Source organism: Tamlana crocina (assembly GCF_012037625.1).
In genome coordinates, this window is record NZ_JAAVJS010000028.1 from 1 (window position 1) to 21,281 (window position 21,281).

Genomic DNA, 21,281 nt, shown 5'->3' on the forward strand with positions numbered 1-21,281 from the left:
TTATTCTGTGGTTCCGAAGTTTCCTCATTATCGTTTTCAGAACAAGAGAAGGTCAAAATGATTAGTGCAAAGTATAATATCTGAAATTTATTATTCATGGTATTGTTGTTAAATTATTTGTAACGGTCTTGTGTATGAAACGTAGCGTATAAATAAACGCTAACTTTTCGGATTTAGCACGAGCCAAATTTTTTATTTTTATGTTTAATTTTCTTTTATAAATATAACCAAATAAAAAATTTGGCGTACTTTGTAAATATACAAAAACCTCTCGAAAAGCCTATAAGAGCTATGTTTTATACACGTTGTTGTGCATAGTGCTTTTCACGTTCAGCTTGGTTTTCCGATGTTTGTTATTTAGTTCGGAATTGAGCGTTGACAAGACATACTCTTTTGCAATTTTTGGCGTAGCGTTGGCTGTGGCGAATTGCAAATGTGTATGGCTTTAAGGATTGGCGTTTCCTCCAATTCCTTTATTCAACATTTCTTTAACCAGTCCGAAAATCATATTATTCACATCTTCTTTAAATTCCTTATTGTCTGAATAATGTTTGTAAAAATTGAAATTCGAGTTTATGTGTTTCAGCATTTCATCCGCTACAACTTTGTCATTCGTAATTTTTGCGTTCTGTTCGTCTGAATATTCCATTGAGTTTTTCATTTCTTGGTTATTCATAACTCCTTCTGCAATATCTACTGCCATTTTTTGGACTTTGTCTGTGTCTTCAAATTCAGTTCCATAACGTTCATTAAACGTTTGCAAAATGCTCGAAAGTCTGTCAATTTCTGGGTCGTTTCCTCCACCACGCATTTCAGTTGGAATAGGTTTTAAATCTTCTCCTTGTTCTAAAACAACATTGGTAGTTGATTCCAATTGCAATCGGTAACTATCCATATCAATATTATCCAAAATGCCTTGTGATAAATCTATAGAAGTGTCTCCACCTAATTTATTTTGCAAGTGATTCAAGAAAATATAAAGCCTTTCCAAATACGCATTTTCAAATTCCACAATTTGAGAAAGAAAAATATACAAACGTACATAGGTTTTAACTTTTGCTCTAAAGTCTGCTTGTTGTTCTTCTTCTAAATCGTTTCTGAAAACATCACTCGATTCATCCAATAAAGCGTGTAATTGGTCAACAGGAACATTGTCTAAAATTCGATTAGAAAAATCTTCAACTTGTTCTCTCGTATAAACTTGATAATTATCTAAAGCATCTTGTAAATCAAACAATTTATTTGGGTCTGTGGCTTCTCCTAAAATCGTGCTTTCAAAATAAGGTTTAAACGAGTTTTCTATTTCTTCTGCTGTATTTGCAAAATCTAAAACAAACGTTTCTTTCTTTAATGGATGACTTCTGTTTAAACGAGATAATGTTTGAACAGCATTTACACCACCTAATTTTTTGTCTACAAACATTGTATGCAGTAAAGGTTGGTCAAAACCTGTTTGAAATTTGTTTGCAACTAATAAAAAACGATATTCTTGTTTTTCAAATTCATCAGGAATTTTACCACTTGGAAATCCATTTAAACTTGCTTCGGTTTCTCCATCTATTTCTCCAGAAAATCCAACTACAGCTTTATAAGGACTATTAATGTCTTTTAAATATTGGTCAAAAGCCTTTTTGTACTTTACTGCATTTGCACGACTACTTGTGACCATCATAGCTTTTCCTTTGCCACCAACTTTCTTATTTAGATTCTCCAAAAATTGGTTAATCATTAATATTGATTTTTTCTTAATAGCATGTTCGTGACTTTCTACGTAAGATTTTAGTTTCTTTTGTGCTTTCTTTTTGTCGTATTCTGGGTCGTCTTCTATTTTTTTGAGTAAAGCATAATAACTTTGATATGTTGTATAATTCTGCAATACATCTTTTATGAAACCTTCTTCAATAGCTTGTTTCATTGAATATAAGTGAAATGCTCTAAATTTAGTTTTATCATCTTCTTGATATGGAACTCCAAAAAGTTCTAAAGTTTTATTCTTTGGTGTTGCTGTAAAAGCGAAATAACTTGCATTTGGCAATAATTTACGAGCTTTTACCATTGCTCTAATTAAATCTTCTCCTGTAACTTCGTCATTTTCGTTTTCATCATAATTTTCAAGGTCAGATTGTAATTCTTCTTCATCTGAAACTTTTGCTAATGTTTCATTTAGCTTTCTAGCCATTTGTCCACTCAAACTACTATGTGCTTCGTCTATTATGATTGCAAAATTATTTCCAGGTAAATCTCCAATTTCTTCAACAATATGAGGGAATTTTTGAATCGTGGTAATTATAATTTTTTTACCTTCTTCTAAAGCAGTTTTTAATTGTTTACTGCCTTCTGTAATGGCTTGAACAACACCTTTTACTTGTTGATATTGCTTAATATTATCTCTAATTTGTTTGTCTAAAACTCTTCGGTCTGTAATTACAATTACAGTATCGAAAATAGTTTCTGTTCCTGCTTTATTATGTAAGCCAACTAATTGATGTGCTAACCAAGAAATAGAATTACTTTTTCCAGAACCAGCAGAATGTTGAATTAAGTATTTTTGTCCTGCACCATTTTCTTGTGCATCTGCTAAAATATTACGAACTGCTGCTAATTGATGAAATCTCGGAAATATGAGTTTTTTAACTTTCTTAATACGCTTTTTACCTTTAGAATCTAAATATTCTTTTTCTTCGGTAATGATTTGAGAATAGTTTTGAATAATATTTGTTAAACTATCTTTTGTCAAAACCTCTTTCCACAAATAATCAGTTCTAATACCCTCTTTTGGTGGATTTCCTGCTCCATTTTTGTAGCCTTTATTGAAAGGTAAAAAGAAAGAACTTTGTCCTTTTAATTCTGTACACATCCAAACTTCTTCAGAATCTACAGCAAAGTTGACAACCAAACGACCAAAACGGAAAATTTCTTCGTTTGGGTCTCTGTCTGTTTTATATTGTTTTATTGCGTGGTTTACATTTTGTTTGGTGAGTTCGTTTTTTAATTCAAAACTGACTATTGGCAAACCATTTATAAACGTGACAATGTCTAACGATTTTTTATTTTGAGGTGAAAAATAGACTTGTCGCATAGCCGAAAAAATATTGGCGTGGTACAAATCATTTGCTTTTTGGTTGTAATGAGAAACTGGTTTATCGTAAAACAGACGAAGTTTTGTATCTGTAAAGCCATCTACAATGCCTTTACGCAATACTTCTATAACACCTTTTTGTTTTATTTGGTCGTTTAAACGCTTTACTATTTTTTGCTTATAAAGGTCTTTATGGAAACGTTTTAATTTGTCTAATGCTTTGGTTTGAGTCTCTTCTAAAAACTGAAACAACAAATCTTCGTCAATACAATTTACGTTGTCGTAATTAGTGTTTTCTCTTTGAACATATTTATTGCTGTCAACTAAATAGTCAACGATATGTTTTTCAAAACCGTTTTCTTTTGTGTTAGTTGATTTGTTCATTATCTATTTCGCCATATTTTGTGATTTCTTCAGCAACTAATGCTAAATTTTCTTCCTCTAAATCCATTTCATTCCCAAAATCCGATAAATCAATTTTGCCAAAAACTGCATTAAATATTAATGTTTGAAGATATTCTTTCAAAAATCCTGTTTTGGGATTTGTTTTACCAAAAATTAGAGAATTGTAGTTTTTTAAAACTTTAATCTGCTTTTTCTTTAGTTCTATAAAATCAACAATTTTATTTTGTTCTTCAATATCAGGAACAAAACAAGGGATATTATAAAATTTATCGGAATAAAGACGAAGTCTACTTTCGATAATACCTGTTGATTTTCTTTTAAATTCAGATTTATAAATTTCTGTTTTGAACAAATGTTCAAAATATTTTGGGTTGTAGTTTTCCCTAAATGAATATGTGCAATATGCAGGACTAATTATTCCGTTATATTCTGAAACTGCAATTGAACCATTCCAAGCAAGCATTATGTTGCTAACTAATTGATTTTGATAAACTTTTTTGTAACCAATTAAAGATTGAGCATTAGTTAAATTATCATTTTTATCTTTTAATTTGTCTTTCTTCTTTTCAACTCCAGTATATTGAGAAAGCGATAATAATTCTTCGTTACCAATTTCAGTTTTTTGTGTTACTTCAAAAAGAATATGCTTAACCTTTTTTAATTCCCAATTTGAAGGAATTTCGCCAAGCCATTTATATTTGGTTTCTATAAAGTCAGTTCTATATTTCATTTTAATACGGTATTTAAAAGACCTAAAGTTTTCGATTCTAATAATTCAATATCACTAATTATGTCTTTTAATTCTCGATAGTCATTTGCTTGATGAAATTTTTCAATAAAGTTTATTGAATAACCAATTTTAGCAGATTTTTTATCTGGTTTTGCATTTGGTGTATATTTTAAAACTTCATTTTTAATGTATTCATCAATATTTTCGGTTAGTGAAATATATTCGAAATCTTTAATATCGTGATTATCTTTAAAGTCTTTCTCTGAATGTTTGATTTTAAGTGAATAGTATCCAAATTCTTCATTTGTGTAGATTTTTGAATATTTATTATTTTCATTACTTAAATATAATTCAACAATTTTATTGATATGTTCAGAATTCAATTCACTTTTTTTCTTTCCAAGAGCTTTGGTCATTTTTTTAAAGAAAGTATCAGCTTTAATTAATTGTACAAAACCTTTTCTTGATTTAGCTTTATTATTAGATAAAATTAAAATGTATGTAGGTTGTCCTGTATTGTAAAACATATCTAAAGGAAGAGCTATTACTGTTTCTAAAAGGTCATTCTCAATAATATATTGTCTTATACCACTTTCTCCACTTCCTGCATCTCCTGTAAATAGGGCAGAACCATTATGAACAGAAGCAATACGACTTCCTCCATCTTTAGGGTCTTTCATTTTAGACAACATATGTAGCATAAACATAAGCTGACCATCATTACTACGTGAAGTCAAACATTTTTCTTCGAGTTCTCCTTTGTGATTTTTTATTGAAAGATTAAATCTCCTGTCGTTAATTTCTACTTTTTTCCCAGAACCAACATTTAAGTTGTCTATGTCTTGTTTCCAACTTGTTCCGTAAGGTGGATTGGTCAACATAAAATTGAATTTTAAATTGGGTTCAAAACCGTATTCGCTTAATGTAGAACCAAATTTTATTTTTTCTGGGTCTTCATTTTTAAGTAACATATCGGATTTACAAGTGGCATACATTTCTCCTGTATTCTCTTGTCCGTATAAATGGAAAGTAGCTTTAGATTTCACTTCTCCATCTGGGTCTGTTGCGTACTTTTTTGATTGGGTAAGCATTGCTCCAGAACCAGCACAAGGGTCGTACACTAAAAAAGTTCCGTTTTGTATTTGGTCTTTTACTGGTAAATACACCAAATGGGTCATTAATTCAATAATTTCTCTTGGTGTAAAGTGTCGTCCTGCTGCTGCATTGGTTTTTTCGTTAAATCTGCGTATCAAATCCTCAAACATATAACCCATTGCCATAGGCGATATTTTTTCAGGACGCAACTCAACTTTCGGATTACAGTATTTTTCTATTAGTGAAAAAGTTATTCCACCATTTTCAAGCGTTTCTAATTGGTTTCTGAATTTGAATTTAGAAATAATGTCTTGTACATTTTCTGAATAGCCATTTAGGTAATCTAAAAAGTTACTGTCTATGTTTTTTGGGTCGTCCAACAACTTTTTCATTGTGTATGGCGAAGTGTTGTAAAATGCTAATCCAGAGCCGTGTTCTTTACTTGTTAAAAGTCCATCAAGGTTATCCATTTTGGATTTAAACTCATTGTGAGTTTTGAGAACTTTGTCTTTGCTTTTTTCAAGTGCTAAATCTAACCTTCTCAAAACGGTCATTGGTAAAATAACGTCTTGATATTGATTTTCAAGGTATTTATTTATCAGAACATCATCTGCAACTGTCCAGATGAAATTAATAATTGGTTGTAGGCTTTGCGTATCTAAATTCATTCAGTTTCTGTTCTTTTTTTCTGTCGCTAATTCAAGCGTAGGCTAAAATAGCTCTTTTGTTTTTTTTAGCGTTGGCTTTTGCATTGGAAAAAAAACAAATGTGCTATTTATGCGGCTGGATTTTGTAGTTCAAATGTTCAATTTTTATCGTTTTTCCGCATTATGCACAACGTGTTTGTGTATGGAAAGTAAGGGTAAAAAAAGTATAGACTTTCCAAATGCGACAACGTTTTTAGAATAGAACAAGGTTTAATTTAGACACCGAGCCCTTATTTTTTATACACGGTGTTGTAAAACGTTTTTTTATGTCAGATTTAGTTATTTCAGATAAAATCAAAAACCAATTTACAGAAGAGTGCATTAATGATTCAAAATCATTATTAAATAATCTAAAAGGAAGGACAAGTGCTGAAATAGAGTACATCCTGTACGTTACCGGTAAAATAGCTAAAGAAAACGCTACTCTACCCTAGGTTATCTATACGAGATGATAAAGATAACACTGAAATTTCCAAGTCTTTGTTTGTCTTGTTTAGCTCGTTAATATTTGTTTGCAATGTTTCTATAGTTGCAATCAAAGTGATTATAGTTTTTTCAAGTTGTTGTAAGTCATTCATTTTTATTAATTTTTAAAACGTTTTTTATGTCTAACTCAGAACGTGATGATATCATAAGAGAATTAGCGTCTTTTAGCAAAGATTCTAAAAAAATAAATATCCATCTTACTTGGACTGTAATTCTACTATCCATTGTATTAGCTGGAAAAGTATTGCAATTACTGATATTATGACAGCCCATTTAGCTAACCTCTTTGTTTTTGGCAAATCTTTTAAAGTTTCTTTAGCTAGTTTTAAATCAACTTTTGATTTTTTAAACTCTAATTTATCTCGCTTGCGTTGTTCTTTTAAGTCCTTGTACAATTCTTTAAAACCGCCTTGTTTTTGGAAATTAAACGTGTTTTCATTGGCTCTGGCAAATTCTCCATCAGATGTAAACACACATTCGCAAACACCATGCTTTTTAAGTATTCCTAAATATCGATTAAATTCTTTTGAGGCATCAAATTCTGGAGAAAGCGTTCCATACCCCTTTTTGTCCGTCAGTTTTATGTGTCCGTATTTAACCAGGTCGTTAGCGGTTAAACTATACCCTTTGGTTAAGCATTGGTCGATTATAAAGTCCAGTGCTGGTATATCCGATTTATTAAAGTCTTTCATGTTTTTTAAATATAAGCAAGTGGGTTTCAAACATTATTAGTTTCATCAAGGGTATATCGGCACTGCCTAATATACCGAACAAAACTTCCTTGGTAGGCCATTGTTCATCCGCTAATAATATTATCCGCTCACTTGCTATTTTTTATCAAGCAAGAGAGGTGAAACAATACTAGGTTAATCGAGGAACTACCAGCACTGCTCGATAGTCCGACCAAAACTACCTGTTTGCACGGTCATTGGTCATTCCCTAGCATCATTTCGGCTTACCCTCTTGCTTTTTCTTTCCACGCGCTTTTAATGTTTTACAACGTTAATGTGTATGGAAAGTAAGGGCAAAAAAGTATAGATTTTCCTTATGCAACAGCGTTTTTAGAATGGAACAAGGTTTAATTTAGACACCGAGCCCTTATTTTTTATACACGGTGTTGTGTTTAGTTTTTTTATGTCAGATTTAGTTAAATTGTCAGATGTATTTTTTTCTCCGCAAGAGATTTTAAAAAGTTCATTAGATGTTTTTGATAACATTAAAAAAGATGGTGGTAATATTAAACCAAGTACTGTTGCAAATCATTTAATGGCTCTAGGGATGTCACTTCAAATGTCTCACAAAGTCCATTTTGGAATTGAAAATGAATTTTACCAAGACTTAATTCGCTTAAATCAAAAACATTTTCCTGATAAGTCAAAAGATTTACAAAAGTAAGTTTTCCATTTTCGGATTCAGTTAATTTGTATTCAGTTCTTTTTAACTCGTCTTTATAAACACTGATAGCCATTAGTTTTTTATTAAGTCCTGTTATTGGTAAAAAAATAAAAGTTCTGTATTTTGACTTTAATACTTTAAAGTTTACTGTCAAATCGCTTTTTTCTAAAATCTCTTTATCAGTCATATTTTTATTTTAATTATTTAAGTTCGATGCGTATTTTAAAGAATCTATTTGCTTTTCTAAAAAAGTTATTTCTGAACGCATTTGTTGGATATCAGTTTGAAGGTCTTTGGAAATCAGCTTATCTTGCTCTACCATTTCATTTAGCTTGTTTATATATTGTTTTGCGCTATCTGGTTGCACCGCCATTGTTATGGCTGCTGTTAGAAGTCCTATAATCCCTCCTAGACACACAAATATTAGGTTGTGTTTAAATTGCTTTTCTAAATTGTCTTTTGTCAGGTCTTTTATGGTTCTCTCTAAATCTTTGTCTAATCTTAAATTATTCAGATAATTCTCAATCCCACCATCTTGAATAACGATTATACCTTTTTCATCGAGTTCGTATTGTGAATTAGACTTTATCCTTATAAGATTTAAAGCCTTACATAATTCTTTTGATTTTCCTTTTAATACATCGTTACTGCTTGTTCCGTAGCTATGTATTGCTACCGTTCCATCTTTGAATAGTTTTTTTAATAATTCATCAATGCTTTCTAATAATTCTTTACTTAACTCCATTCGTCTTTACTCATCTATGGTTGTTTTAAATTAAACACAACTTAATTATATAAATACCTTCATTCGTTATAAACAACCATTGTGGTTGGCTATGCGGAATAAATGGCTTTTTTTGTTCGTGTTTTATTTACAATGTTGTAATTATTGGTTTACAATATAAAGTATTTTTAAAAACTGTCAAATGGGTTTCTAATATTTCTAATACTGCGTTCACTAACGTGTGTGTAGATCATAGTGGTTTTTGGGCTGTTGTGTCCTAAAAGCTGTTGTATGTACCTTAGGTCGGTGCCGTTTTCCAATAGGTGCGTGGCAAAACTGTGCCTTAGGGTGTGCAAGGTAATTTGTTTTTTTAGCCCCGTTTTGTAACGGGCTTTTTTTAGTATTCTTTGGGCGCTGGCATGGCTGTAAGCGCCACCCGATTGGCCTTCGAACAAAAAGTTTTTTGGTCTGTAGGCTTTGTAATACATGCGCAACAGCTCCAATAACGTGGCCGACAGTATGGTATAACGATCTTTCTTGCCCTTGGCACTTTTTATGTGTATTAGCATGCGTTTACTGTCAATGTCGTTTGGCCGTAAATTGATGGCTTCTCCCACGCGAAGCCCGGCCGAATATATAAGGGCAAGAAACGCCTTATGTTTTAAGTTGCTAACGGCATCAATAAGTTGCTTAACTTCATCCAGACTTAAAACCGTGGGGAGTTTTTTTTCTTTTTGGGGTCGGCTAATGGTAATGTTTTCCAAGTGAACGCCTTTGTATTCCAAAAACTTTTTAATACCATTTATACATTGGTTCTGGTACGATACCGATTTATTTGGGCGTACAATAAAATCGTAGTTGAAATTTTCCAATAACCTAACCGTAAACGTTTTTGATTGCTTTAGGTGGGCATACCGTATAAAAAAAGCAGTAACTTCAACATAGGTGGCCACCGTGTTTGGGCTCAGTCGTTTTTGGTTCAGCCATTTTTTGAACTTTTCTAAATTTTCTCGGTCTTTTTCATGCAATGGCGGAAGCTCAACATGTTCTGTTGTAGAAATTGTTTTTTGTGGGGTGCCCGATAATTTGGAATAGTTAACGTACCAATTTTTTTTTCTAAAATGTGCATAAAGCAGTTTTTTGTTTTCAGAAGTATAATTTACATAATACACCCCTAATGTTTTGCTGAATTTAACATGTGGCAATGCTTTTATGTGGTTTAAAACCTCTCGGTCCCATTGAAACGCAATACCTATACGGTCCGTGTTTCGGTGGCTCAGTAAATTTAAAGTGATGGTTTTCATGGGGTGTTTTTAAAAAGACAACCACTAAAATTACGAATTTTCATATTAAAATAAAAGAATGGAAGTAAATTTAGTTGAGACTAAACAGACAGCCTGAAAATTTTCACAGCCACTTTTTTCGTTTAAAATAAAAAAGCATGGCAATAAACATAACAATCATGACGCCCCAAAGTATAAAGTAGCTGTAGCGGTACTGCAGTTCGGGGATGTATTCGAAATTCATGCCATAAATGCCGGCAATAAAGGTGAGGGGTATAAAAATGGAGGCCATAATGGTGAGGACTTTCATGACCTCGTTCATTTTATTGCTAATGGTGGTCATGTACATGTCCATTAAACTCCAGATCATTTCGCGGTAAATGTCGATGTTTTCTGAAACTTGTATTAAATGGTCGTAAACATCACGAAAGTAGGTGATCGTTTTGGGTTCAATAAGCGAATTGTCGCCTTTTTCCATTCGGCTGATAATTTCGCGCAACGGAAAAATGGCACGGCGCACCCTTAAAATTTCCCGTTTTAGGTTTTGGATGTTTTGGCTGATGTCTTCATCTACATTGCCTGAAAATATGTTGGTTTCAAAATCTTCAATTTTATTGCCCAAAATTTCAATCACGCTAAAATAATGGTCTACAATAGCATCCATCAAAGCATAAAGCAGATAGTCGGCACCCATACTGCGCACACGCCCTTTACCTTGCCGAATACGTTCCCTAACACTATCGAACACATCGCCTTCAGATTCTTGAAAGGTAAGCACATACTCGGGGCCAAGCACAAAACTTACCTGCTCTGAAACGATTTTTTCGTTGGTATCGTAATAGAGCATTTTAAGCACCACGAACAGATAATCGTCGTACTCATCAATTTTTGGGCGCTGAGAAATGTTCACGATATCTTCCAAAACCAAAGGGTGCAGCTCGTAGTGTTCGCCAATGCGCTCTATGGCGTGTACGTGGTTTAGCCCATTAATGTTGATCCAGGTTACGGTGCCATGCTCAAAATTGAAACACTCTTCAACGTCTAAGAGTTCTTTTTCAATGTGCATGCCTTTGTTGTAATCGAAGGCTTCAATAAACAGTTTGTGGTCCTGTTTTTCGCCCGTATAGATAACGCTGCCCGGAATTTGCCCGATGTGTTTTTTAGATCGGAGTTTTCGCTTTTTAGCCATAAAAGAATGTTCTATAAGCTAAATATAGTAATAATTTATACAGCTTCGCCATCATCTTCAGTGGGGGCATCAATGGCATCTTTTTCAATTAAGGTTACCGCCTTTTGAAGCATGAGGTTATTGGGGTAAGTTACCAAGTCGCCATTATCAAGACGAAGGTGCAGTTGGAACGCCCTGATATCTTCAATAATTCCCGTAATGGGAAAGTCTTTATCGTGTATTTCTATTTTATCGCCCACCTTATACGGAAAGTTAAAGAACATAATAATGCCCGAGGTGATGTTGCTTAAAATGGACCAAATAGCAAATAGAGCAATACCTATAATAGCAAAAACAGACGAAAATACTACTGCGATGTCCTCTATGTTTCCAAAAACGATAGACTCTAAAAGTATGGCTATTAACAAGATGGTTCCGGTGATGTAACGCCTAATCAATCGGATACGGGCATCGTTAATACCATTTTTTCGAGCCACTTTGGTAATGGTAAAATGGGTGATATAGCGAATGATGAATAGCGAAAATAGGATAATGCCACTTATAATCAGTTCTTTTTGGTAAGTTTCAAAAAAATCTAAAACCATAAATTATTGAGTTATTGTTTGTGGTAAAGATACGTTCAAAAATGAAATCCTTATTGTTTTAAAAACAAGGAATTCCTTAATTTTTCGTGCTTAGAACTGTTCTGTTGCCAATAAGCTGATTTGATTGTTTTTAGCTTTGTGGCTTTGGTGGTGAGCAGTTGTGCGCTATCGCCAAAGCCGCTTTTGAAGCGTTCTTCCCAACTTAAAATATCGTAAGGAAAATTAGGGTTGAAGTTTATTGTTAATTTCCGATTTAATTCGGGGTAGTCAATGGTGTACTGCCCTTCGGTAAGCTCGGCTTCTGCCTGGTAGGCTTTGGTTTCAATGTGTTTTAGGCGGATGAATTCTAATGAAGGAATAATGTTTAGAGTTCCTATGGGTAAGGATTTGGGGTCGATGCGGAGTTGCGTCCACAGTTCGTTTTCCAGAATAGACTTTTCAAGTTTGAAGGATTCGTCGGCCTCCGCTTCAAAATAAGAGTGCGACGTCACTTCAAATTGATTTCGATTGTTAATTTGGCTGTAAACCTGCCCGCACCACTCCTGGATGGAACTCGATACTTTCAGGGCGTGTTGGTTGTTGCTCACCGGATAAAACGTACTCTGCATAATCGAGTAAGGGTAAATGCCTGTGTTGAAATTTTTTGTGGCATTAAGCTTTAAAATTGGAATGGTGCTTTCATTTCTACTGTCGGCTTTTACTTGAATTTTGGGCAAAAAATCTTCGGTAACGTAAACCAAAACAGCAGTACCTTCACGGAGTTCGCCATAGCGGGCTTGTTCTAATTTATATGATGAAATTTCGGCTTCGCCGGCATACCAATAGTTTTTAAAAGTTTCAGGAAGCTGCTTTTTTTCGAAGTTTTTTCCAATCTTAAATTCTGTTTTCCAGTGGAGCGCTATGTCTTGTTGTTTTTCGTTCTTGCAACAAATAAATGTAGCTGAAACAAGTACCCAAGTGAAAATAAGACCTTTTACTGTAATTTGTAGCATGGTGTTTTGGTTTAAAATTACAAACAAATTATAGATCAGCAATGGCTGTTAACGTTTTATAAACAAGGTGGACGGGTAGGCCCATTACGGTAAAATACGAGCCTTCCAATTTAGTGACGCCAATTTGGCCAATCCATTCTTGAATGCCGTACGCTCCAGCTTTATCGAATGGTTTGTAGGTTTCAATGTAATAATTGATTTCCTCGTTTGTGAGTGCCTTAAAAGTCACTTTGGCGATATCGTGCAAGGTTTTTTCAAAAGTGGGCGTTGTAAAGCACACCGAGGTAATCACTTCGTGGGTGTTACCGCTCAATGATTTTAACATGTTGAATGCTTCCTTAGCATCTCGGGGTTTTCCCAAAGCTGTGTTGTTGTGCCAAACAATGGTGTCACTGGTAATTAAAATATCGTTGAGTTGCAATTCGTCTTTAAACGGCAAGGCTTTGAGTTGTGCTAAATAATTGCTGATTTCAAAATGGGTAAGCCGTTTAGGGGATTCCTCTTTCACCGGTTTTAACCGAATTTCAAAATCCAAACCTAGATTCTTAAAAAAGTCCTGACGTCGGGGCGATCCGGATGCCAATATAATATGGTGGTTTTTTAGTTTTCGTTCTAGCATGTTTTTTTCAGTTTGAAGTCTCAGTTTTCAGTTGCAGTCTCAGTTTTCAGTGTTTTGCAGTAAAAACAACTTTGCGTCTTAGCGCCTTTGTGAGAGTGCTTTTTAGTTATTCTCTTTCGTGAGAAAATTACAAAATAAACAAATAAAGTAACAACGACAGCATACCAAAGCACATCACCCATTTGTACATGCTGCTTAAGTGGCTAAAGTCTGCTTTGTTTTTGGCGCTAAAGGTTTTTATGGTAATGTAAATGAGCGGCCCAACCACAAAAATTAAAAAATAAGCCACAGCGTACGGTTGTTTGTAAAAACTGGCATTTAAATAATAAATAATGCCGGCCAGCGGAATAAAGTTTAACATGGCCAGAATATTTTTGCTTCGCGCCCGACCAATAGCAATGGGTAGAGTGTTCATGCCTTGACTATAGTCGCCGTTAATATCTTCGATATCTTTGGCTATTTCGCGCAAAAAATTAATGGAGAATGCAAACAGGGCATAGTCCCAAATCATTTTAAAAAATAGGATTTGGGAGGTTCTGTTTTCGGGAGTTGTTACGGGGAGCAATTCAAAAATAGCAACAATAATTAGGCTCATGGCCACCAAAAAGGAAATGACCAAATTGCCAATCAGTAAGGTGCGTTTTAAATAAGTGGCGTACACATAAAGCAAAATGGAAATCATGATAAACACCGAGAAAAAAGCCGGTTTTCCCACAGCGTGCGACAAATAAAATCCAGTACCCACGCCAATGATATTGAGTGTAATGAAAAGATTAAAAGCTGTGCTTTTTGAAATGGATTTACCAACAATAACCCGATGGGGTTTGTTGATGCGGTCGGTTTCAATATCGTAAATGTCGTTAATAACGTTTCCTGCCGCAGCAATGCAAATGGTTGCAAAAACTAAAAGAAAAATATCGAATCCGTCCAAACTGGTCTGTGCACCAAAAGGTTCTAAAAGCGCGTATTTAATGAGCAATTGCACTGCGGCAATCATCAAAAGGTTTTTCCAACGGATGAGGTTTAAAAACGACAATGTTTAAAGGTTTGACGATAATTTTTTAATTAAAAAGCCGATAAGAAAAGCAACTGGAATAGCCATTAAAACGAATGCAATTATGGTTTTTCGGAATCTAAGTTTTTCGGATGTTCTTATTTTGTTTTTTATGGCTTCTTTTTCAGTTTTAGTGAGTTTTTTATGTGTAAAATGAAGCTCATAATGGTAATGGGTTTCTTGGTTTAATCGTTCCTTTAGGGCAGAAAAACTTTTATTTGCAGATTGATTAAAAACACTTTGGTTGTTGCCAAAGCCAATATACCCAAATCCGGTGCTATGTCTTCTTTTATTCCTTGCCAAAACTATAAATTAATCATACTTAGCCCCATAATTGCCGCTCCATTTTCCTTGAACTTTCAGTACTTGTTCAATCACGTCGCGAACGGCGCCTTTGCCTCCCTTTTTATGTGAAATGTATTTTGAAATGCCTTTTATTTCCGGTACGGCGTCCTGTGGGCAGCAGGGCAGACCTACCATTTCCATCACCGGGAAATCTGGAATGTCGTCACCCATATATAGTACATTTTCAGATTTTATACCGTTTTCATCGAAATATTGGTTGAGCTGTTCAATTTTATTGTCCGAGCCCAAAAACACATCTTTTACGCCCAAATGGTTTAATCGAACGCGAACTCCTTCATTTGTGCCGCCCGAAATAATACAGATGTTAAAACCTTGGTTAAGTGCGGTTTTTATGGCATAACCGTCTTTGGTGTTCATCGTGCGTAGCATTTCGCCGGTGGTGGTAATGGTTACCGAGCCATCGGTTAAAACGCCGTCAACATCAAAAATAAATGTGGTAATATGTTCTAGGTACTCTTTATAGCTTTTTTCTTCCATGGGTATGTTGTATCGATGCGGTTAAAAGTTCGTATATTGTTTTATGGTGTTCGTTGTCCAAAAGTTTTAAATGCTCATTAATGGTTTTTTGATCGTCTCGTTTTGCGGGACCCGTTTGTGCCATATAAGGCGACATGTCCTGCACTTTTTTGGCAGTTTCCATAATGAGTGGTTTTAGCAAATCGAATTCGGTGCCTTCGCTTTCGGTAATTTCGTGGCCAATGCGAAACAACTGATTGGTAAAATTATTTACAAATACGGCGGCCAAATGCAGCACACGCCTTTGGTTACTGTTAACCCGTTTTGTAGGGCTACCCAAGCTCAAGGCCAATTCTTTGAGTAATGGGTAACTTTTTTTATCGATGGTTTCAATGCAAATGGGCACATGGGCAAAATCTACCTTGGCGTCCTTGCTGAAAGTCTGCAGTGGGTAAAGCACTCCACGTTTGTGTTTTTTATCTAAATTATGCACGTTAACGCAACCCGAGGTGTGTACCACCAGTCGATTCTCGAAGGGAAGTTGCGTTGAAAGTTCTGCTATGGCATCGTCGCTAACAGCCAAAATATAAACATCGGCCTCCTTTAAATCATTTAAATTATCGGTGATTTCAACACTGTTTTTGTGTTGGTTTATGGCCTCTAAATTTCTATTGAACCATTGCACCACCGAAACCTTTTCAGTTCTACTAAAACCTTTAAATAAATGGGTGGCCACGTTTCCGGCCCCAATAAGTACTACATTAATCATTTGGCTAAAATAATCAATAAACCTCGATTTAAAAACCGAGTTGATTTATCTTTGTGCATTATGGCTAAAACCGACATCAATACCCGCGATGATATTTTTTTACTGGTTTCTACTTTTTACGGAAAAGTTAGTAAGGATGCCACTTTAGGACCTATTTTCAGCAAGGCTATCGTTAATTGGGACGAACACTTGCAACTTTTAACCACGTTTTGGGAAAGCAGTTTGTTTATGACACGAAAATTGGATAACAAATACCGCGGCAACCCTTTAGAGGCGCATATAAAAGTAGATGCCGCTAATAACCACAGCATTACCGAAATGCATTTTGGTATTTGGCTGAACCTTTGGTTACAAACCATCGACGAACTTTTTAAAGGCGAAGTGGCTGAAAATGCCAAACGCCGCGCACGTAAAATGGCTACTTTTTTGTACATGAGTATGTTTCAGGCTAGGAGTGTTCAGTAGAGGCTAGTGGCGGTTTTCAGTCTCAGTCTCAGTTTCAGTCTCAGTAATCTTCTTTGTGCTTCAATATTTCAAGCTTCCCACTTCATGCGCCTATATCACACTTTTTAATATACTTTAACATCTTAGAGTAAACTTAAATACCTAAATTTGCACGACCTTAAAAATAGGTAGAAATCATGCAAAAAAAACTGGCCAATATTTTCTTTTCAACTAAGCTCACCGCTGTATTATTCATTGCTTTTGCTGCCGCAATGGCAACAGGAACTATTCTTGATGCCGGTCAAGAAACATCGCCTACGCCATACACCAGAAATTTAATTTACAACGCTTGGTGGTTCGAGGCCATTATGGTGTTTTTCGTTATTAATTTTGTGGGCAATATTTTTAGGTACCGCCTTTACAAAAAAGAAAAATGGGCCACATTTATTTTGCATTTTGCATTTATATTTATTCTTATCGGGGCCTTTATTACACGTTATGTGAGTTTTGAAGGTATGATGGCCATTCGGGAAGGCGCCACTGAAAATACTTTTCTTTCACAAAAAACATACATCACCACATACATAGATGGCGATTATATGATTGATGGTGTGCCACAGCGTTTGCCCATTGAGCGCGAAGTCGATTTTTCCGGAAGAATGGAAAACGATTTTAAAATCGAAACCAAGTATGATAAACAGCCCGTAACCATTGAATTGGAAAAATTTATCGTAGGTGCCGAAGAAGATATTGTCCCAGATGAAAATGGCGAGGAATACCTCAAAATAGTTGAAGCTGGCCAGGCCGGACCGCATAATCATTTTTTAAAAGTAGGGCAGGTAAGTAGCATTCACAACATCCTTTTTGCGTTGAATAAACCTACCGACGGGGCAATTAATATTACCTATCAAGGCGATTCGCTTACCATCAATTCGCCATTCGAGGGCGAATACATGACCATGGCTACCATGGCGCAGGGTAAGTTGGTAAAGGATAGTTTGCAGCCCTTGCATTTACGTTCGCGTTACGTTATCGGTAATATGCAAATGGTATTCCCGAAGCCCGTGGTGAAAGGCCGTTTTGATGTGGTTGAAGCCTCTCAAATGCTAAAAAGTAATGAAGATGGTTTGGTGTTAAAAGTAACCACTAATGGCGAAACCAAAAAAGTAGGGTTGTTGGGCGGAAAAGGCACCAATAGCCAATTTAAACAAATCAATGTTGGCGGACTGGACTTTGCCTTTAAATACGGATCTAAAGTATTGGAGCTGCCATTTTCTATTAAATTGAACGATTTTGAAGCCGAACGTTACCCAGGTACCGAGCGCGGCTATTCTGCTTACTCCAGTGAAGTGACCGTTTTGGATGAACGAACTGGCGATTTCGATTATAAAATTTATATGAATAATATTCTGGACCACGACGGCTATCGGTTTTTTCAATCGAGTTTCGACCCCGATGAGAAAGGAACTATCCTATCCGTAAACCACGATTATTGGGGAACACTCATTACTTACATTGGTTATTTTATGCTGTATTTTGGGCTTATGGCCATTTTGTTCAGTAAACATTCCCGCTTTGGAGAGCTTAAAAAACTTCTTGAAAAAGTAAAGTCTAAAAAAGAAAAGGTGTTGGGTGTATTGGTGTTTTGTTTTGGGCTAAGTGCTATGGCTCAAGAGCATTCGGTAGACGATGGTCACAACCACACCAAAACCACCAAAACGCAAATCGATTCTATTTTAAAGGCGAATATCACCCCAAAGGAACACGCCAATAAATTCGGTCATTTGGTCATCCAAGATTTAAGCGGACGTATGATGCCTGTTAACACCTATGCTTCCGAAATGCTTCGTAAATTAAGTAAACACGATACTTACGAAGATTTTGATGCCAATCAGGTGTTTTTATCCATTCAGGAGAGCCCGATGTTGTGGTATAACGTGCCTATCATTTATTTAAAACCGAAAAAAGGCGATTCCATTAGGTCGCTTATTAATGCGCCCAAAACTGAAAACTACGTGGCTTTGGCCGATTTTTTCACCGAAAGGGGTGAGTATAAATTGGCGCCGTTTTTAGAGGAAGCTTATAAAGCGCAAATACCCAACGGTTTTCAAAAGGAATTTAAAGAAACCGACCAACGGGTTAGTTTGTTGTACAATACCATTGAGGGTATGTCGCTGAAAATTTTCCCAATTCCAAACGACGATAACAATAAATGGATTTCACCCTACGATTACAGAAAAGACCCTTCCGTAATTCAAGATTCATTATACAGTAATTTCGTGAAAAATGGTTTTAGAACGTATTTGTTTACTGTAAACCAGGCGAAAAAAACGGGTGATTTTTCAGAAGCCGAAAAACTGTTGGAAGCTTTCAAAAAAACACAGCACCGTTACGGTAGCGAGGTGATGCTTAGTGATAAAAAAGTTAATGCGGAAATCCTTTATAACAAGTACGATATTTTTAAAAAGCTATTCAGTTGGTATTTATATGCCGGCTTTTTAATGTTTGTTTTACTGATAGTTCAAATTTTTAAAGACAATAGCAAACCGTTGAATATTTCCATAAACGTATTCAAATGGATTATTGTCGGCTTGTTTTTGCTGCATACGGCCGGACTCATTGTCCGTTGGTACATTTCAGGGCACGCACCGTGGAGTGATGCCTACGAATCGATGATTTATGTGGCTTGGGCAACGATGTTTTTCGGACTCGCCTTCGGAAGAAAAAGTGATTTAACCATGGCGTCAACCGCATTTGTAACGGCCATGATTTTAATGATTGCTCATTGGAACTGGATGGATCCCGCCATTGCCAATTTGCAACCGGTATTGAATAGTTATTGGCTCATGATCCACGTGGCCGTAATCGTGGCCAGCTACGGGCCGTTTACTTTGGGTATGATTTTGGGCGTGGTATCGCTATTGCTGATGATTTTTACCAATAAATCCAATAAAACAAAAATGGATTTGAATATTAAAGAACTTACCATTATTAACGAAATGGCGCTCACTGTTGGCTTGGTAATGCTCACCATCGGAAACTTTTTGGGCGGTATGTGGGCCAACGAAAGTTGGGGGCGTTATTGGGGTTGGGATCCCAAAGAAACTTGGGCGCTCATCAGTATTATGGTATATGCCTTTGTGATTCATGCACGCTTGGTGCCAGGCTTACGTGGCCGATGGTTTTTTAATTTGATGTCCATCATTGCTTTTGCCAGCATTATCATGACCTATTTCGGGGTGAATTTTTACTTGGCAGGATTGCATAGCTACGCTAGTGGTGACCAAATTGTGAGCATTAAGTTTATTACCATAGCTTGTGTGTTGGTGGCCATTTTAGGATTTTTTGCTTATCGTGGGTATGCGCGGTATTATAGGAAGTGATGGGCTCAAGGAATAATGAGCAATTAAATCCATTCTAAAACAAATTCATAGCCCAATCCAAAAGCAATTGCCAGACCAAAACTCAGCAAGGTGCCTATCAGAATATATTCGGTAAGTTTTCGGTCTTTGGCCTGCGTAAGGTCGCTAAAACGGAATACCGATTTGGCTGTAATTAAAAAGCCCACGCCTTCCCAGTGGTTGGTGATGATGAATACAAAAACGAATAAACGCTCCAAGATTCCAATATAAGTACCGGCGTTTTTCAGGGAAGCTTTGTTGGTATATTCGGAAACATCCCATTTTGAAATTAGGGTTTTCATTATAATGGACGATACTTGCGTAACCCCTAAAATACAGGTGATAAAGAGCAGGGTTTGGGTACTAAGAATAGATTTTAAATCAACGCTAAATGGGTAGTAAATATGAACTACCAAAGCAATGACGATAAGATGGGCCAATTGATCTAAACCAAAAAGCAACCGATTATTAAACCTTGACTTCAGTAACAATTTAATAAGATCGATAATATAGTGTGAAACCGCTATAATCGCTATGCCCAAGCCGTATTTAAAGTTGAATTGTAGTATGATGATTAGTGCAAAAACATGCACCAAAATATGAAGGTATAAAAACTTCGATTTGTATTTATGGCTTTCTTTATGGACTACCCATTTTTGTGGCTGAAGTAAAAAATCGCCTATTAAATGCGCTAAAATCAATTGAATGGCGAAGGTTAGCATAGACGTTCTATTTGATTGTTAAAATACTGAATAAGTTTCAAAATTTCATCAAAGCCCGCACGTTTTAAGCCTTGGCTGATGTTGCCTTGGGTTTTTCCTAAAAGGGCCGCTATTTGGTTTTGGTTGAAGTTTGGGTGTTCTAAAACGGTTTTAACCAAAGTGGCCGAATTACTAGTCCAATGGTCCATGGTGAGTAAGGCTAATTCCAGCATCAAGTTCATGGCGGCATCAAAGTTATCAAAAGGCGATTTTAAAGCCAGTGTCGTCTTTTTCAAGTTTTCAAAACATTCCCCTGAATTTACAAAAGCACTGCCGTTGGCTTCGGTAATCTTTTCGGCATGGTAGGTTTTATCGCCAATGCCAATGGCTAGCCTAACATCCAGTCCATCAAATTGTTTAATGTGGGCTTTTATAAGAATACAAGCGTGTAGGGCGTGTTTTGGATCAACTTCCACCTGGAAACTATCGCCTCGGTATATTTCCCAAGTGGTGGGCGATGGCCCGTAGGTTTTTAAAACCGCTTTAAGGGCACCCAGCCACTGTTCGGGTGGTTTTTCTTGTGAATTGATAATATCGCCTGTAATAACGCTCGTCATAACACTTCTAAAAAATAAGCAGGATAAAAGTAGTTAATTTGATTTAGATTTGCAAAATATTATCTTAAAAACTAATAATTTAAAATATTAGCTTTAAAGATTATAATATTGAATATCATCTTCTGAGTGTATATTTCTATACAAAATAAAGCGGTATTGCAATATATTTGCGGACTTAAAACAAA

The 21,281-nt window shown here is 35.6% G+C and carries 20 protein-coding genes; 3 read left to right on the forward strand and 17 right to left on the reverse strand.

Features of this window, described 5'->3' with window-relative positions:
* Positions 1-445 precede the first annotated feature (445 nt).
* From HC176_RS14710 to HC176_RS14720, 3 genes are read right to left on the reverse strand one after another with little or no spacing between them, the layout of a single operon-like run.
* Complete coding sequence (locus tag HC176_RS14710) at positions 446-3,463, reverse strand: type I restriction endonuclease subunit R (protein ID WP_167919618.1); 3,018 nt, start codon at positions 3,461-3,463, stop codon at positions 446-448.
* Positions 3,447-4,214: a restriction endonuclease subunit S gene (locus HC176_RS14715; protein WP_167919620.1), complete on the reverse strand. Its 768-nt coding sequence runs from the start codon at positions 4,212-4,214 to the stop codon at positions 3,447-3,449. Before HC176_RS14715 ends, HC176_RS14710 begins: the two co-directional genes overlap by 17 nt.
* Positions 4,211-5,977, reverse strand: a complete 1,767-nt coding sequence (locus HC176_RS14720; protein ID WP_167919622.1) for a type I restriction-modification system subunit M — start codon at positions 5,975-5,977, stop codon at positions 4,211-4,213. Before HC176_RS14720 ends, HC176_RS14715 begins: the two co-directional genes overlap by 4 nt.
* A 305-nt stretch (positions 5,978-6,282) precedes the next feature.
* Here HC176_RS14720 and HC176_RS14725 point away from each other — a divergent pair, with 305 nt between their 5' ends.
* On the forward strand, positions 6,283-6,450 hold the full coding sequence (locus HC176_RS14725; RefSeq protein WP_167919624.1) for a hypothetical protein: 168 nt from the start codon (positions 6,283-6,285) through the stop codon (positions 6,448-6,450).
* 249 nt (positions 6,451-6,699) lie between these two features.
* On the opposite strand, the gene HC176_RS14730 is transcribed toward HC176_RS14725, so the two are convergent.
* From HC176_RS14730 to HC176_RS14785, 12 genes are all read right to left on the reverse strand, one after another.
* Positions 6,700-7,194 (reverse strand): hypothetical protein, encoded by a 495-nt coding sequence (locus HC176_RS14730; RefSeq protein WP_167919626.1) that lies wholly within the window; start codon positions 7,192-7,194, stop codon positions 6,700-6,702.
* A gap of 545 nt (positions 7,195-7,739) precedes the next feature.
* Positions 7,740-8,084 carry a hypothetical protein gene (locus HC176_RS14735; RefSeq protein ID WP_167919628.1) on the reverse strand — a complete coding sequence of 115 codons (345 nt, stop codon included), beginning with the start codon at positions 8,082-8,084 and terminating at the stop codon, positions 7,740-7,742.
* Positions 8,085-8,093: 9 nt separating this feature from the next.
* Positions 8,094-8,642 (reverse strand): hypothetical protein, encoded by a 549-nt coding sequence (locus HC176_RS14740; RefSeq protein WP_167919630.1) that lies wholly within the window; start codon positions 8,640-8,642, stop codon positions 8,094-8,096.
* 167 nt (positions 8,643-8,809) lie between these two features.
* Positions 8,810-9,925 carry a tyrosine-type recombinase/integrase gene (locus HC176_RS14745; RefSeq protein ID WP_167919639.1) on the reverse strand — a complete coding sequence of 372 codons (1,116 nt, stop codon included), beginning with the start codon at positions 9,923-9,925 and terminating at the stop codon, positions 8,810-8,812.
* Between the two features lie 103 nt (positions 9,926-10,028).
* The gene (corA, locus tag HC176_RS14750; RefSeq protein WP_167919641.1) at positions 10,029-11,093 is read right to left on the reverse strand and encodes a magnesium/cobalt transporter CorA; all 1,065 of its coding nucleotides are present in this window, start codon (positions 11,091-11,093) and stop codon (positions 10,029-10,031) included.
* 35 nt (positions 11,094-11,128) lie between these two features.
* Positions 11,129-11,677 carry a mechanosensitive ion channel domain-containing protein gene (locus HC176_RS14755; protein ID WP_167919643.1) on the reverse strand — a complete coding sequence of 183 codons (549 nt, stop codon included), beginning with the start codon at positions 11,675-11,677 and terminating at the stop codon, positions 11,129-11,131.
* Positions 11,678-11,727: 50 nt separating this feature from the next.
* Positions 11,728-12,669, reverse strand: coding sequence for a septum formation inhibitor Maf (locus HC176_RS14760; RefSeq protein WP_167919645.1), 942 nt, complete (start codon positions 12,667-12,669; stop codon positions 11,728-11,730).
* Between the two features lie 28 nt (positions 12,670-12,697).
* Positions 12,698-13,288, reverse strand: coding sequence for a Maf-like protein (locus tag HC176_RS14765; RefSeq protein ID WP_167919647.1), 591 nt, complete (start codon positions 13,286-13,288; stop codon positions 12,698-12,700).
* Positions 13,289-13,415: 127 nt separating this feature from the next.
* Entirely contained in the window at positions 13,416-14,324 is a 909-nt protein-coding gene (locus HC176_RS14770; RefSeq protein ID WP_167919649.1) for a geranylgeranylglycerol-phosphate geranylgeranyltransferase, read from the reverse strand.
* 3 nt (positions 14,325-14,327) lie between these two features.
* Entirely contained in the window at positions 14,328-14,645 is a 318-nt protein-coding gene (locus tag HC176_RS14775; protein ID WP_167919651.1) for a hypothetical protein, read from the reverse strand.
* Positions 14,646-14,654: 9 nt separating this feature from the next.
* Positions 14,655-15,185 carry a KdsC family phosphatase gene (locus HC176_RS14780; protein WP_167919653.1) on the reverse strand — a complete coding sequence of 177 codons (531 nt, stop codon included), beginning with the start codon at positions 15,183-15,185 and terminating at the stop codon, positions 14,655-14,657.
* The gene (locus HC176_RS14785; RefSeq protein WP_167919655.1) at positions 15,166-15,933 is read right to left on the reverse strand and encodes a Rossmann-like and DUF2520 domain-containing protein; all 768 of its coding nucleotides are present in this window, start codon (positions 15,931-15,933) and stop codon (positions 15,166-15,168) included. The genes HC176_RS14780 and HC176_RS14785 overlap by 20 nt, the downstream gene beginning before the upstream one ends.
* Between HC176_RS14785 and HC176_RS14790 the strand changes: the two genes are divergently transcribed.
* Both HC176_RS14790 and HC176_RS14795 read left to right on the forward strand, forming a co-directional pair.
* A complete protein-coding gene (locus HC176_RS14790) occupies positions 15,889-16,398 on the forward strand; it encodes a group III truncated hemoglobin (RefSeq protein ID WP_342448709.1) in 510 nt (169 codons plus the stop codon). The genes HC176_RS14785 and HC176_RS14790 overlap by 45 nt on opposite strands.
* A 176-nt stretch (positions 16,399-16,574) precedes the next feature.
* Positions 16,575-19,760 carry a cytochrome c biogenesis protein CcsA gene (locus HC176_RS14795; protein WP_167919665.1) on the forward strand — a complete coding sequence of 1,062 codons (3,186 nt, stop codon included), beginning with the start codon at positions 16,575-16,577 and terminating at the stop codon, positions 19,758-19,760.
* A 23-nt stretch (positions 19,761-19,783) separates the two neighbouring features.
* Here HC176_RS14795 and HC176_RS14800 read toward each other — a convergent pair whose 3' ends face one another.
* Together HC176_RS14800 and HC176_RS14805 are read right to left on the reverse strand one after the other, a co-directional pair.
* The gene (locus HC176_RS14800; RefSeq protein ID WP_167919667.1) at positions 19,784-20,500 is read right to left on the reverse strand and encodes a DUF3307 domain-containing protein; all 717 of its coding nucleotides are present in this window, start codon (positions 20,498-20,500) and stop codon (positions 19,784-19,786) included.
* Positions 20,494-21,096 (reverse strand): transcriptional regulator, encoded by a 603-nt coding sequence (locus HC176_RS14805; protein ID WP_167919669.1) that lies wholly within the window; start codon positions 21,094-21,096, stop codon positions 20,494-20,496. The genes HC176_RS14800 and HC176_RS14805 overlap by 7 nt, the downstream gene beginning before the upstream one ends.
* Between the last annotated feature and the right edge of the window lie 185 nt (positions 21,097-21,281).

What these genes read in the sequence shown, in the direction of transcription:
- HC176_RS14780 (WP_167919653.1), bottom strand. Translation starts at nt 15,185, where the DNA reads ATGGAAGAAAAAAGCTATAAAGAGTACCTAGAACATATTACCACATTT.
- HC176_RS14715 (WP_167919620.1), bottom strand. Translation starts at nt 4,214, where the DNA reads ATGAAATATAGAACTGACTTTATAGAAACCAAATATAAATGGCTTGGC.
- HC176_RS14765 (WP_167919647.1), bottom strand. Translation starts at nt 13,288, where the DNA reads ATGCTAGAACGAAAACTAAAAAACCACCATATTATATTGGCATCCGGA.
- HC176_RS14805 (WP_167919669.1), bottom strand. Translation starts at nt 21,096, where the DNA reads ATGACGAGCGTTATTACAGGCGATATTATCAATTCACAAGAAAAACCA.
- HC176_RS14730 (WP_167919626.1), bottom strand. Translation starts at nt 7,194, where the DNA reads ATGAAAGACTTTAATAAATCGGATATACCAGCACTGGACTTTATAATC.
- HC176_RS14740 (WP_167919630.1), bottom strand. Translation starts at nt 8,642, where the DNA reads ATGGAGTTAAGTAAAGAATTATTAGAAAGCATTGATGAATTATTAAAA.
- HC176_RS14720 (WP_167919622.1), bottom strand. Translation starts at nt 5,977, where the DNA reads ATGAATTTAGATACGCAAAGCCTACAACCAATTATTAATTTCATCTGG.
- HC176_RS14760 (WP_167919645.1), bottom strand. Translation starts at nt 12,669, where the DNA reads ATGCTACAAATTACAGTAAAAGGTCTTATTTTCACTTGGGTACTTGTT.
- HC176_RS14745 (WP_167919639.1), bottom strand. Translation starts at nt 9,925, where the DNA reads ATGAAAACCATCACTTTAAATTTACTGAGCCACCGAAACACGGACCGT.
- HC176_RS14710 (WP_167919618.1), bottom strand. Translation starts at nt 3,463, where the DNA reads ATGAACAAATCAACTAACACAAAAGAAAACGGTTTTGAAAAACATATC.
- corA (WP_167919641.1), bottom strand. Translation starts at nt 11,093, where the DNA reads ATGGCTAAAAAGCGAAAACTCCGATCTAAAAAACACATCGGGCAAATT.
- HC176_RS14795 (WP_167919665.1), top strand. Translation starts at nt 16,575, where the DNA reads ATGCAAAAAAAACTGGCCAATATTTTCTTTTCAACTAAGCTCACCGCT.
- HC176_RS14725 (WP_167919624.1), top strand. Translation starts at nt 6,283, where the DNA reads ATGTCAGATTTAGTTATTTCAGATAAAATCAAAAACCAATTTACAGAA.
- HC176_RS14790 (WP_342448709.1), top strand. Translation starts at nt 15,889, where the DNA reads ATGGGTGGCCACGTTTCCGGCCCCAATAAGTACTACATTAATCATTTG.
- HC176_RS14735 (WP_167919628.1), bottom strand. Translation starts at nt 8,084, where the DNA reads ATGACTGATAAAGAGATTTTAGAAAAAAGCGATTTGACAGTAAACTTT.
- HC176_RS14785 (WP_167919655.1), bottom strand. Translation starts at nt 15,933, where the DNA reads ATGATTAATGTAGTACTTATTGGGGCCGGAAACGTGGCCACCCATTTA.
- HC176_RS14800 (WP_167919667.1), bottom strand. Translation starts at nt 20,500, where the DNA reads ATGCTAACCTTCGCCATTCAATTGATTTTAGCGCATTTAATAGGCGAT.
- HC176_RS14755 (WP_167919643.1), bottom strand. Translation starts at nt 11,677, where the DNA reads ATGGTTTTAGATTTTTTTGAAACTTACCAAAAAGAACTGATTATAAGT.